Source organism: Staphylococcus sp. 231237_7MaSpsaltlick, assembly GCF_043107035.1.
This window is the reverse complement of sequence record NZ_JBICNX010000007.1, coordinates 263,628-276,620: the sequence shown is the minus strand read 5'-3', so window position 1 is coordinate 276,620 and position 12,993 is coordinate 263,628. Positions and strand designations below refer to the sequence as shown.

The following is a 12,993-nucleotide window of genomic DNA, read 5'->3' as shown; positions in this document are numbered from 1 at the left end:
TAATGGATAGACAGAATTTCACAGATTTAATTCAAACAAAATTTAAAATGGTACGTATTGAAGCAGGTTATACGCAAGATACGATGGCCCAAACTATTGGTCTTTCAAAAAAGACTTTAGTACAAATAGAAAAAGAAAGAGTACTACCTAACTGGACAACATGTGTGTCAATTTGTGCATTATTTAGAGATTCAGATGTTTTAAATAGTACATTTGGTTGTGATCCGCTAGAAATGGTACAAACTATTTCTCGTAATCACTGTGCGTACCCTAACCATTCAACAACAAGTGATATCTACTGGAACACTGTTGATAGCCGTAATGGTTTCATCTTACAAAGTAATAAAGTAAGTGACATTTATCGAGTACTTAACCAAGAAACACAACCAATATTTGGTACTTCTAAATTAAGAGAAGCAGAAACATATTTTGGTAGAATTTCTAAAGAAGAGTTAATGCACGTATAATATTAATTCAATTTGTGATAGAAGAATCATTATTTATATAATTTGGTGACATAGGACTTTAAATTGTATATGAATGATTTAGTCACTATACACTACTTGACCTAAACAAAAGATTTAGGTCTTTTTTTATTTTCAATTGTTTTTTAAAATGAATAGGTGTATGCTTCTACACAATTAGACTATATGTATTGTACAATGTTTAAGAGTGAATTTTTATATAGTAGGATGTTATAAAGTAAAATAAAAAGGAGAAACTTTTATGCATGCATTTTTAATAATTATTTTTATGATGATAATTGGTGCATTAATAGGTGGAGTGACAAACGTTATTGCGGTAAAAATGTTGTTTCATCCATTCAAAACATATTATATTTTTAACAAACGCGTGCCATTTACACCAGGTTTAATACCAAAAAGAAGAGCAGAAATTGCTGATAAAATTGGCCAAGTTATAGAAGAACATTTACTAACTGAGAGTATGATTCAGTCTAAATTAAATGCGCCAACTTCTAGAACTGCAATCGAAGAAGTAATACAAAAACAAATTAAAAAATTAAAAGAGGATCGCATATCTTTTGATTATTTAGCGAATAAAGTCGACATAGATGTTGCACAATTAGCAAATGAGAAAATAGAATCGATTATGTCAGAAAAATTAGAAGCATTTTATTATGATCATCGAAGCACTCCTATTGAACAATTGATTCCTGAAGACATTGAAAAAAGTTTAGATAGTAAGATTGAAGCAGTACCAGAAATACTATTTGATAGAGCACGTGTTTACTTGAAATCTGAAAAAGGTGCATTAGATATCGCATCGATGTTAGATACTTTCTTTAATGAAAAAGGGAAAATTGTCGGGCTATTACAAATGTTTATGACAAAAGAAAGCATCGCTGATCGTATCCAACATGAATTAATCAGATTGACTAATCATCCTAAAGCTAAAGCAATCGCAAATCAAATTATTGAAAACGAATATGCAACATTTAAATCTAAACAGTTAAATGAAGTGCTGAATGAACAACAATTCCAATCATTTAAAACATCAGTAACGGATTTGGCTATGGGCTATATGGATATCAATAATATGGCAACAAAACCACTAAATACTCTTATGCCAAACTTTATACAATTTTTAGAAAATAAGTTATCCAAGCAACTAACAAACGTGATTATTGAAAATGCGTCTAAACATATCTCACCAATTATGAAGAAAGTCAATTTACGTCAAATGGTTGAAGAACAGATTAATACGTTTGACTTAGCATATATTGAGAAACTCATAATAGATATAGCAAATAAAGAGTTAAAATTAATTATGTTATTAGGGTTCTTATTAGGTGGTATTATTGGTTTATTACAAGGGATAATTGCAATTTTTGTATAACATATTAAATTATGTTATTGTAATATCGATGTGGTTTTAGCACATATACAAAAAAGGAGTGAAGCATAGTGGCAGTAAATTTATACGATCATGCAAATCAATTAGAGCAAGCATTAAGAGAAAGTGATGAATATCAAGCTATTCAAAATGCTTATGCAAAAGTTAAAGAAAATCAAGAATCAAAAGATTTATTTGATGAATTCCGTGAAACACAATTAAATTTCCAACAAAAACAAATGCAAGGTGAAGAAATCGGTGAAGAAGAGCTGCAAAAAGCACAAGAACAAGCTCAAAAAATCGAAAATGATTCTAACATTTCTGAATTAATGGCGGCTGAACAAAATATGAGCCAAGTATTCCAAGAAATTAATCAAATCATTGTAAAACCTTTAGATGAAATTTACGCTGACTAATTATTGTTAGAGTAATGTATAAAGACTATAATACAAATAAATATTGTGTTGTAGTTTAAAATGGAATGAACAGAAAACTGATTATTTTATAACTACGATTTTGTTATCCATTATGATAGTTAAGACTATAAACGAAATAGCTTAATTTAAGCGCATTTTCAAACAGTCAATAACTACCAATACAAAAATGAGGCTGAGGCATATATTTATGTGTCAGCCTCATTTTTTGTGCCCTTTTTAAAGATTATGTTTTAATTAAAAAATGATGAAAATGCTATTGTCTAACTCATTTAATAATAATTAGAAGTGATATTGTCTTGATTTGAGCATCTTTTGTTTTATCGACTGTCTAATAGACAATGTGGTAAAATATACTAATACAAGGTATTTGTATGCATAAATTTTAGTATTGGTTGAAATTTGTAATATATTACTGAAACAACAAACATGCATCAGCTTAAATAAACCTTTCAATAAAGGAGAAAGATACTGTATGGTGAAATTTATTCATTGTGCTGATTTACATTTAGATAGCCCTTTTAAATCAAGAGATTATCTCAGTCAGCCTATTTTCGAAGATATCCAAAAAAGTGCTTATGAAAGTTTTAAAAAAATAGTAGATTTAGCATTAGCCGAAGAAGTCGATTTTATGATTATTTCAGGCGATTTATTTGATCAACAAAATCGCACATTACGCGCAGAAGTGTTCTTAAAGGAACAATTTGAACGTTTAGAGAGAGAACAAATTTTTGTCTATTTATGTCACGGTAACCACGATCCTTTATCATCGAGTATTGGTACTGTATGGCCAGACAATGTATCAGTTTTCTCTGAAAATGTTGAAACATACCAAACAATAACTAAAAACGGAGAAGAAATTTACCTTCATGGTTTTAGTTATCAAAATGATGTAAGTTATGAGAATAAACTTGATGCATACCCAATTAGTCAAGGTTATAAAGGTATTCATATCGGTATTTTACATGGTACATATAGTAAAACAAGTACGAATGACCGTTACACAGAATTTAGATTAGAAGATTTAAATAATAAATTGTATCATTATTGGGCGTTGGGCCATATACACGAGCGTCAACAATTGAGCGATATGCCACAAATACATTATCCAGGTAATATACAGGGACGACACTTTAAAGAGCTTGGTGAAAAAGGATGTTTACTTGTTGAGGGGGACAACTTAAAACTTGATGCTAAATTTATACCGACGCAATTTATAAGATTTGAGAAAGCGACGCTAGAAACAAAGCAAACCTCTAAACAGGGTATCTTTAATGATATACAAGCATTTAAGACTCAAGTTAGAAAAAATGGTAAAGCAATCTATCAGTTGAACGTATTAATAGATTCAGACGAGTGGATACCTGAACAAGATATTTTACAAATTCATGAAATGATTAGTGACTATGAAGCAAATGAACATAATTTTGTATTTATCGAAGACTTAACAATTAAAAATAAGTACGATGATCAAAATACATTAGTTAAAGAATTTTCTCCAGAGTTAATTGAGGACAATACCATATATAATCTAGCGATGAATGACTTATATTTAAATCCTAAAGCGTCTAAGTACTTAGAAAACTATAGTGATTTTGATAGACGAGAACTTATTGAACATGCAGAAGAACTCTTGAAGTCAGATATGAGGGGAGAATAAAATGAAAATTAAATCATTAGAGATTTACGGATATGGTAAATTTATACAAAGAAAGATTGAATTTGATGAATCATTTACTGAAATTTATGGGGAAAATGAATCTGGTAAATCAACAATCCAAGCATTTATTCATTCCATACTTTTTGGCTTCCCAACTAAGAAAGAAAATGAACCACGCCTAGAGCCTCGATTAGGAAACCAGTACGGTGGTAAATTAACTTTAATTCAAGATGATGGATCGTTAGTAGAGGTTGAACGTGTTAAAGGTAGTGCAACAGGTGACGTAAAAGTATACTTACCTAACGGAACTATTAAAGATGAAACTTGGTTGAATAAAGAACTAAACTTTATTTCTAAGCGTACATATCAAGGTATCTTTTCATTTGATGTACTTGGGCTTCAGGATATTCATAAAAAAATGGATGAAACTCAGTTACAAAATTACCTGTTACAAGCAGGGGCTTTAGGTTCAACAGAATTTACAAGTATGCGCGAAATATTAAGCGACAAAAAAGAAATGTTATATAAAAAAAACGGACGTAATCCAATTATAAATCAACAATTAGAACAGTTGAAAGAGCTTGAGGGGCAAATTCGAGAAGAAGAATCGAAATTAACTTCATATAAAAGATTAGTTGATGACAAAGATAAAGCTGAACGTAGATTGAGTAATTTAAAGCAAAACTTAACACAACTATCAAAAATGCATGAACAGAAACAAAAGGAGATTGCATTACATGAACAGACTCAAGAATGGAAAGAACTAGAAGCTCAATTAAATATTGAACCAATTGTGTTTCCAGAACAAGGTATTGATCGTTATGAATCAGCAAAAATACAAACACAAAATTTAAAACGTGACATTGGTTTACGTGAAGAGCGTTTAGCTCATCTTAAAGCAGAAAATGAAAAAGTAAATGTACCAAAACAGAGTGATTTAGATGCATTTAATCATTTACATCAACAAGAAAACGAAATTAAACAAAAAGAATATGAACTAAAAGCTGTAGAAAAAGAAATTCAAGACAAAACGCGGGAAAAATCAGGATTAAGTTCTAATATTGGTTGGCAAAGTGTTCATCATCAAGTAGACGATTCTGAAGCGATGAAAAGTCATGTAAGTAATCAAATTAAAATTAAGCAAGAACAAACTGCTTATATACAACAACTTGAACGTAATATTGAAGAAAATAAAATTGATAAAGACACAAACCATGCTGAAATAGAGTCATTAGAAGCGGATATTGTGCCAGAAGAAAATTTTGAGAAGAAAAAACAATATAATAAAAGAGTATTTGAATTACAAGAAAAAAATAATCTTTATCAAAAGATGAAAGAAGCGTTTGATACTGAACAACGTGAAAATGAGAAAAAACAAAATTTATTACGAATGAGCCTAATGATACTAGCGGTAATAGGGATTGGGTTAACGATATTCTCATTTGTATCTGCAAATATTATTTTCGGTATTGTATTTGCTATTTTATCTCTTGTATTTGTCATAGGTATATTTTTTGTAAAAACAAAAGAAATTGGACATAGTGAAACATTTTCAAAAGAAATTGATGATTTGGAACATCAAGTTAATCACTTAGAAAACAATTATGACCTTGATTTTGATTTGGACGATCAATATAGGGTGCGCGAACAATATCAATCTGCCATTAAAACAAAAGATGCAATTGATAAGAAAGCAGCTTACTTAGAAGACACATTAGAGCAAGCCAAGCAATATTACCAAACTGCGCAGAACAATATCAATGATATTAAATCAGATTTGTTCTTATCAAATAAAATGTCAGATGAATTAATTATCGACAGCATTAATACAATAAATAAAATTAAAGAACATGATGGTCATATTACTGAACTTCATAAAAAAGTACATGAATTACAACAACAATTAGATGAATTTTACGCTCATGCGCAAGAAATTACAAAAAATCAATTTTCATATTTTAATGAACTGTCATTATTCCACGATATAAGACAATGGTTAAAAGAAGAAACAAATAATTTAGATAAATGGAATAGAAACAATGAACAAATCAAATTGATTGAAAGTGAGGTTTCACAACTTCATAATAGGTTAAACGAAAATAATAATGTAATTTCGCAATTGTTTAATTTTGTTAACGTCAATGATGAAGAGGCTTATTACCAACATCATGTTCAACACCAAAATTATCATCAACAGATGGCACGTTTTAATGATTTATCAAAATACCTAGAAAATCAAAATTACAATTATGATTCTAGTTCTAGATTGAGTGAGAAAACTGCTGCGCAATTAACAAACGAGGATGAAGTGCTCGCTCGTCAAGTTGATGACTATAATGACCAATATTTAGAATTACAGTCACAAGTAAGTGATTTAAATGCTAAAATTACAGATATGGAAACAGATAAAACTTTAGCTGATTTAAGACATAGATTCCATATACTTAAAAACAAAGTAAATGACGAAGCTAAAGACTGGGCTAGCCTTAGTTATCTACAAGCTTTAGTAGAAGGGCATATTAAGCAAATTAAAGATAAACGTTTGCCACAAGTGATAAACGAAGCAACAAATATCTTTTCACATTTAACAAATGGTCATTATGTGCAAGTCACATATGCTAATGATGATTTAATGGTAAAACAAGCAAATGGACAGATGTATGAGCCTGTAGAGTTAAGTCAGTCTACGAAAGAAATTTTATATATTGCATTACGGTTGAGTTTAATCCAAACTCTGAAACCATATTATCCATTTCCAATTATTATTGATGACGCTTTTGTGCATTTTGATAAATATAGAAAAGACATTATGATGAATTATTTAAGACAAATGCCAAGTAATTATCAAATTTTGTATTTTACATGTGTGAAAGATACGAGCGTGCCTTCAAAACAAATCATTACATTAAATAAAATCGAGGAAGGCGGTAAATAATGAGAAATGTTGAAAATTTAAATCCTGGAGATTCAGTTAATCACTTTTTCTTGATTCATAAAGCTACACAAGGTGTAACTGCTCAAGGTAAAGATTATATGACACTTCACCTACAAGACAAAAGTGGAGATATTGAAGCGAAACTTTGGACTGTAAGTAAAGAGGACATGAAAGTATTAGAGCCTGAAAAGATTGTACATGTTACAGGAGATATTATAAATTATCGTGGCCGTAAACAAATGAAAATTAATAAAATAAAATTGGCTACACCAGAAGATAATATGAATACACAAGATTTTGTAGATGGCGCACCTATGACGCCTGAAGAAATTCAAGAAGAGATTTCACATTATATGTTAGAAATTGAAAATGCGACATTACAGCGTATTACACGTCATTTAATACGTAAACATCAAGAAGCATTCTTTACATTTCCAGCTGCAAGTACGCATCACCACAACTTCTCAAGTGGTTTAAGTTACCATGTATTAACAATGTTGCAAGTAGCTAAATCAATATGCGATATTTATCCATTATTGAATCGTAGTTTATTATACAGTGCCATTATTTTACATGATTTAGGTAAAGTAAGAGAATTAAGTGGTCCAGTAGCTACATCTTATACAGTTGAAGGAAACTTATTAGGACATATTTCGATTGCAAGCGATGAAGTAGCTGAAGCTGCTAGAGAATTAAACGTTGATGGTGAAGAGGTATTATTATTACGTCATATGATTTTAGCACATCATGGTAAGATGGAGTTTGGGTCACCTAAATTACCACACATGAAAGAGGCTGAAATACTGTTCTTTATTGATAATATAGATGCGAAAATGAATATGTTTGAAAAAGCATTTAAGAAAACAAATAAAGGACAATTTACGGAACGTATCTTTGGGTTAGATGGCCGACAATTTTACAACCCGACATCTTTAGATTAATAGTTAAAGCTATTTGAAAATATTAGAGTGGAATTTAAATTACATTTCTTTACAGTATATAAAAAGAGGTTAGGAATTTTCCTAACCTCTTTTTTATAATTATTATTGTCCTGTAGACATGCCAGCGCCACTTTGCTGCATCATTTGTTGTTGTTGCTGCTGCTGTTGTTGTTGTTTAATTTTCTCAGGGTCTAATATAGAGTCTTCAATTGCTTTTTTGATATCTCTATCTTTGTAATCTACTTTATATTCATCCAATAGCTCTTTATACGCATCTGTTAATAATTTAGGTTCTTTTTGAACTTTAGATTGAATTAATTGTGATTTAAGTTTGCCTTTTTCTTTATCAAAATCATCTTGTTTATCTGCTTTAATGATATGATAACCATAATCAGTTTTGACTACGTCAGAAATGTCGCCTTCTTTAAGTTTGAAAAGGGCTTTTTCAAATTTATCTTCCATTTGACCCTTGATAACATAACCTAAGCTTCCATCTTTCTTAGCTGAAGATTTATCCATAGATTCTTTTTTAGCGATTTCGCCAAATTTATCTGGATCTTTTTCAACTTGTTTTTGGATTTTTTCTGCTTTAGCTTTAGCGTCTTTATCTGATAAACCTTCTTTATCATCTTTGTTTTCTTTAACTTTAATTAAGATATGAGAACCTTTTTTAGTATCTTCTTTAATTTCTTTATCTGAGATATCTACTTTGTCATTAAGCAATTCTTTTTGATAAGCTTGTAATTTTTTTTGTTCTTTGTAATCACTTAGAGACATTTTTTGTTGTTTTAACATGCTTTCAAATTGGTCTTTGCCACCATATTGCTTTTGCTCTTTTTCAACTTCTTTATCAATATCTTTAGTATTTACTTCATCTTTATATTTATCAGCTAGTAGTTTATTTAATAAAATAGAGAATGAACTGTTAGCAATTTGTTCATCGCCAATCTTATTCATAACATCTTCTACTTTAACGTCACCAGCTTTTGAAGAAATAATCGTATCTTCTTTTGAATCTGTTGCACTGTTACCACACGCACCCAACAATAATGCACTTGCTGTAACAGGAACTATAACTTTTTTCAATGTTTTCATGGTTGGAAACTCCTTTTGTAAGAATAACAACGTAAATATAACATATTATTGGGTAATCACCAATTAGAAACGTAATTTCTAAGACTATAGTATTAGTTTATTTAAAAAAATAGGGCAACAAAATCAAATTATAAAAATCAGATTAAGTTGTCCCATTAGACAAAAAATAATTTAAGTTGTAAAAAACGTTGTAACTCCATTTTGAATTAACGAGTTATTATAGTAACAGTAATGAAACCAAAACATGCATATTACTTTAAATACAATAAGTTAGAAAAATAATATTTATATATGGTGTTCGCGTTTTAATTTCACTTTGTTTAATATATTAATACCTGTTTGATGTTCTTCAATATAAGTGCCTTCGTTTGAAAATAAAATAATCTTTAAATATAAAAAGTCCATCACTGAATACCCCATATTTAAGGCAATAAGAAACATTAAGTAATGTCCGTATTGCGGAAATAAAGTGCTTAAATAAGCACAAATAGAAGTGATTAAAATAACAGGCGTCATTAAATCAAAGCAAAAATAATATTTGTTTATAGGTGTGTTAACGTACGTATTATAAAAAGGGATGTTTCTTTGTTTTAATAATTTATATTTTTTAAACGACTTATAGTACGGAAACAAGAATAATAAATGGATTGCTTTATGAATAGGGTATAATACTAATACAAGCAACAAGAAAACTAAAAAATATTTATCTGTTAGTTTAGTATTTGAAAAGAAGTATAAAATTTCATAAGCAATGAGAAATGTAATGATAGTTGTGACTAAACTGAGGAATGCAATCCTAGGTAAACCAAAACGTGCATTAATATCTATTTGCCGTGTACAAAGATACATAGTTCGGTCATACTCCTTTATATTATAATTCGCATGCTATATACTTTCGTATTATCTATCTAAATAAAAAAAACGTCAAGATAAATTTGATGAAAGTATTTATCCTTAATTTTTAGCTTTACACCAAGCTCTAAGTCTGGATAAGTAAATATTGAATGTAAAAAAGAACTGTAGCTCACATAAATATAAGGCGAGCCACAGTTCAAAATGTTAATAACAGTCTTTAAACCGCGTAATTTTTAATTTAATTATCTTTTTCGAATGCTTTAGTAATTTCTTCTCCACGGTTTTGAAGGTTTTCTATATGAGATTGTAGTTTATCGATATTAGGATCGATATCTGATTTGAAATCACCAATCATCGTTTTAACTTCATCACCGATTGAACTACCAAATTCTGTACCTTCAGACTTTATTTGAGCAATATAGTTAGTGATGTCGTTTATACTTTGTTTAATTGTAGTGATTTCTCTATCAAACTCAGACTCAGCGCCGACTGGTTTCTTAGCATGTTCAACATATTCATTAGAATCTTTTTTATCGCGATTCATCAACGCTACACCTAGGCCAGTTGCAACTCCGGCACCTAGACCTAATAATATTTGAGCTGTTTTCATAAAAATTCTCCTCATTTCTAAATAGTATCTCAACGGTTAATAATTTTTATATACCCCATATGTTATAAGGTAAGCATTTTTAATCGAAGTGAGCAGCTATCTCTTGTGCGATTTTTGCCTTTTGTTCATCGTCTATACTTTCAGCATGTGTTTCCCATTTATAACCAAACCCATCCACATCGTTTTCGTATCTTGGTAATAAATGGAAATGAAGATGGAAAACAGATTGATCGGCAAATTCGCCATTATTTTGTATAATATTTAATCCATCAGGGTTAAAAGCTGATTTTATAGCATTTGCTACCTTTGGTAAAGCAACTCCGATATGTGTCATAGTCTCACTATCAGTTTCAAAAATATTTGCAGATGCTTTTTTTGGTATTAATAATGTATGACCTTTTGTAACTTGTGAAATGTCTAAGAATGCGTATACGTATTCATCTTCATATACTTTATAACTTGGAATTTCACCATCAATAATTTTACTGAAGACTGTTTCTGACATAAAAGCTTCACTCCTTGTAAGATTGTTACTGCCTATTATAGCATTACTATATTATTCACGTCAGTTTTCGCAATAAATTTATACCTAAAGCTTTATTTTTGATACAATATAATTTGTGGAGGTGCCATATGACAGTAAAAGTAGAACATTTAACAGGCGGATATGGTAAACGACCTGTAATTAAGAATATAAATTTTGAACTCAATCAAGGAGAAATTGTTGGTCTTATTGGGTTAAACGGTGCAGGAAAGAGTACAACAATTAAACATATGCTAGGATTACTTACACCAATGGAAGGTAGTCTAACTATTTCAGATATTAACATCAACAAAGATGTAGAAACTTATAGAAGGAAACTATCATATATTCCTGAATCTCCAGTTATATATGAAGAATTAACGTTACAAGAACATATTTATATGACGGCTATGGCTTACAATATTAGTAGAGAAAAGGCAATGGAAAGAGCACGTCCATTATTAAAAACATTTAGGTTAGAAGATGAGTTAAATATATTCCCGAGTCATTTTTCTAAAGGTATGAAACAAAAAGTAATGATTATCTGTGCTTTTATAGTAGAACCAGAGTTATACATTATTGATGAACCATTTTTAGGTTTAGACCCTTTGGGAATTCAATCGATGTTAGATTTAATGGTTGAGAAAAAGAATGAAAATCGCACGGTTTTAATGAGTACGCACATTTTAGCAACTGCAGAGAGATATTGTGATCGATTTTTAATCATGGATGAAGGAGAAATCGTTGCTTTCGGTAATTTGGAAGAACTTCGGAAACAGACCGGCTTAGAAGGTAAAACACTAGATGAGATATACATCCATGTGACACAAGGTGGCAATAATTCATGACACAGGATGCTAAACAATTATTTTTTACTAGAAAAAAGGAAATCAGTAAAGAAAAGCAATATTACAATAAATTCATCTTCAACGGTCATTTTTCAGTATTCCTTGTAATTTTGTTAGGAGCGTTTATATTAGGATATGGGGATTGGTTGAAGTCTATACCGCAGCATATTAATTACGCCTTGATAGCAAGTGTTATTGTGGCAATTACTTCAATGTTTCCACTAAGAACTTTACTGAAAGATGCAGACCGATTGTTTTTATTGCCATTTGAAAAGAATATGGAATTATACATGTCACAATCATTAGTCTATAGTTATTTTTCGCGTATAGGACTTCAGATTTTAATTTTAATCGTGTTATTTCCGTTGTTTTTCGTAATAAATAACCAATCATTTGAATTTTATATACTTTTTGCTGTATTAATGCTAGTTATGCCTTACTTAGGGTTATTAGTGAAATGGCAATGGTATAAGTATAAGTTAGAAAGTTGGTCGCTCCATCTTGTATTGTTTATCGTTTATACTTCGGGATACTATGTTGCGCTAGAAGCAAAACATTTTTCTAGTTTAACTTCAATTTTAGTATTAATCGGCTTAATCATTTTACTTAAATACCAAAATAAAAATCAATTATTCCCATGGGAAAGAATGATTAAGTCAGAACAACAACATCATATGAATTATTATAAATTTGTAAATATGTTTACCGATGTTAAGCACTTAAAGGAAACGGCAGTACGTAGGAGTTATCTTGACCCATTATTAATTACGCCAAAAAATAAGAAGTTTAATGAAAACTATATGTATCTCTACTTATTTATTAGAAGTTTTGCAAGAGGTAAGGATGCATTTAACATCATATTAAGATTAGTTGTATTAGCGATGATTTTAATGTTTTGGTTACATCAACCATTAGTTACGCTAATCATAGGTAGTCTTTTTATGTATATCATTTTATTACAAATGGCTCAGTTTTATACACAGCAAGCTTATGGCTTGTGGCCGCAAGTTTGGCCAAGTTCAGATACTAAAGTAATAAAAGGCTATGAACAATTTTTATATAGGCTTATGTTTATTGTAGGCGTATTGTTTGTGATTGTTTATGCAATTACATTTCCAGTGTACAGCTATTATGGTTTATTATTCTTTTTGGTAGGATGGCTAACAATTAGAAATGTTATCAAAAAACTCAAATACCAAGAATCGTTATTAAGAGATTAAAAAAGTGGTCGTTACTCA

General features: G+C 29.9%; 12 protein-coding genes. 8 read left to right on the top strand and 4 right to left on the bottom strand.

The window, feature by feature from the left end; all coding sequences use genetic code 11:
* Positions 1 to 2 precede the first annotated feature (2 nt).
* From xdrA to yhaM, 6 genes are all read left to right on the top strand, one after another.
* On the top strand, positions 3 to 467 hold the full coding sequence (gene xdrA / locus ACF91D_RS15805) for an XRE family transcriptional regulator XdrA (RefSeq protein WP_017723171.1): 465 nt from the start codon (positions 3 to 5) through the stop codon (positions 465 to 467).
* A gap of 259 nt (positions 468 to 726) precedes the next feature.
* Positions 727 to 1,857 carry a DUF445 domain-containing protein gene (locus ACF91D_RS15800; protein ID WP_039066970.1) on the top strand — a complete coding sequence of 377 codons (1,131 nt, stop codon included), beginning with the start codon at positions 727 to 729 and terminating at the stop codon, positions 1,855 to 1,857.
* Between the two features lie 68 nt (positions 1,858 to 1,925).
* Positions 1,926 to 2,270 (top strand): YlbF/YmcA family competence regulator, encoded by a 345-nt coding sequence (locus ACF91D_RS15795; protein ID WP_017723169.1) that lies wholly within the window; start codon positions 1,926 to 1,928, stop codon positions 2,268 to 2,270.
* A 493-nt stretch (positions 2,271 to 2,763) separates the two neighbouring features.
* Positions 2,764 to 3,948, top strand: coding sequence for a metallophosphoesterase family protein (locus ACF91D_RS15790; protein ID WP_069792554.1), 1,185 nt, complete (start codon positions 2,764 to 2,766; stop codon positions 3,946 to 3,948).
* A gap of 1 nt (position 3,949) precedes the next feature.
* Positions 3,950 to 6,883: an ATP-binding protein gene (locus ACF91D_RS15785; protein WP_069792553.1), complete on the top strand. Its 2,934-nt coding sequence runs from the start codon at positions 3,950 to 3,952 to the stop codon at positions 6,881 to 6,883.
* Complete coding sequence (gene yhaM, locus ACF91D_RS15780; RefSeq protein WP_039066975.1) at positions 6,883 to 7,824, top strand: 3'-5' exoribonuclease YhaM; 942 nt, start codon at positions 6,883 to 6,885, stop codon at positions 7,822 to 7,824. Before ACF91D_RS15785 ends, yhaM begins: the two co-directional genes overlap by 1 nt.
* Positions 7,825 to 7,926: 102 nt before the next feature.
* On the opposite strand, the gene prsA is transcribed toward yhaM, so the two are convergent.
* From prsA to ACF91D_RS15760, 4 genes are all read right to left on the bottom strand, one after another.
* On the bottom strand, positions 7,927 to 8,919 hold the full coding sequence (gene prsA / locus ACF91D_RS15775; RefSeq protein ID WP_039066977.1) for a peptidylprolyl isomerase PrsA: 993 nt from the start codon (positions 8,917 to 8,919) through the stop codon (positions 7,927 to 7,929).
* Positions 8,920 to 9,204: 285 nt separating this feature from the next.
* Entirely contained in the window at positions 9,205 to 9,768 is a 564-nt protein-coding gene (locus ACF91D_RS15770) for a DUF3267 domain-containing protein (protein WP_039066979.1), read from the bottom strand.
* A 244-nt stretch (positions 9,769 to 10,012) separates the two neighbouring features.
* Positions 10,013 to 10,384, bottom strand: a complete 372-nt coding sequence (locus tag ACF91D_RS15765; protein WP_039066981.1) for a YtxH domain-containing protein — start codon at positions 10,382 to 10,384, stop codon at positions 10,013 to 10,015.
* Positions 10,385 to 10,463: 79 nt separating this feature from the next.
* Positions 10,464 to 10,889, bottom strand: coding sequence for an HIT family protein (locus ACF91D_RS15760; RefSeq protein WP_039066982.1), 426 nt, complete (start codon positions 10,887 to 10,889; stop codon positions 10,464 to 10,466).
* A gap of 128 nt (positions 10,890 to 11,017) precedes the next feature.
* Here ACF91D_RS15760 and ecsA point away from each other — a divergent pair, with 128 nt between their 5' ends.
* Positions 11,018 to 11,755, top strand: coding sequence for an ABC transporter ATP-binding protein EcsA (gene ecsA / locus ACF91D_RS15755; protein ID WP_039066983.1), 738 nt, complete (start codon positions 11,018 to 11,020; stop codon positions 11,753 to 11,755).
* A complete protein-coding gene (gene ecsB / locus ACF91D_RS15750) occupies positions 11,752 to 12,975 on the top strand; it encodes an ABC transporter permease EcsB (RefSeq protein WP_039066985.1) in 1,224 nt (407 codons plus the stop codon). Before ecsA ends, ecsB begins: the two co-directional genes overlap by 4 nt.
* The last annotated feature ends 18 nt before the right edge of the window (positions 12,976 to 12,993 follow it).

Coding starts and splice junctions, on each gene's coding strand:
- prsA (WP_039066977.1), bottom strand. CDS start 8,919: ATGAAAACATTGAAAAAAGTTATAGTTCCTGTTACAGCAAGTGCATTA.
- ACF91D_RS15770 (WP_039066979.1), bottom strand. CDS start 9,768: ATGTATCTTTGTACACGGCAAATAGATATTAATGCACGTTTTGGTTTA.
- yhaM (WP_039066975.1), top strand. CDS start 6,883: ATGAGAAATGTTGAAAATTTAAATCCTGGAGATTCAGTTAATCACTTT.
- ACF91D_RS15790 (WP_069792554.1), top strand. CDS start 2,764: ATGGTGAAATTTATTCATTGTGCTGATTTACATTTAGATAGCCCTTTT.
- ACF91D_RS15800 (WP_039066970.1), top strand. CDS start 727: ATGCATGCATTTTTAATAATTATTTTTATGATGATAATTGGTGCATTA.
- ACF91D_RS15760 (WP_039066982.1), bottom strand. CDS start 10,889: ATGTCAGAAACAGTCTTCAGTAAAATTATTGATGGTGAAATTCCAAGT.
- xdrA (WP_017723171.1), top strand. CDS start 3: ATGGATAGACAGAATTTCACAGATTTAATTCAAACAAAATTTAAAATG.
- ecsB (WP_039066985.1), top strand. CDS start 11,752: ATGACACAGGATGCTAAACAATTATTTTTTACTAGAAAAAAGGAAATC.
- ACF91D_RS15765 (WP_039066981.1), bottom strand. CDS start 10,384: ATGAAAACAGCTCAAATATTATTAGGTCTAGGTGCCGGAGTTGCAACT.
- ecsA (WP_039066983.1), top strand. CDS start 11,018: ATGACAGTAAAAGTAGAACATTTAACAGGCGGATATGGTAAACGACCT.
- ACF91D_RS15785 (WP_069792553.1), top strand. CDS start 3,950: ATGAAAATTAAATCATTAGAGATTTACGGATATGGTAAATTTATACAA.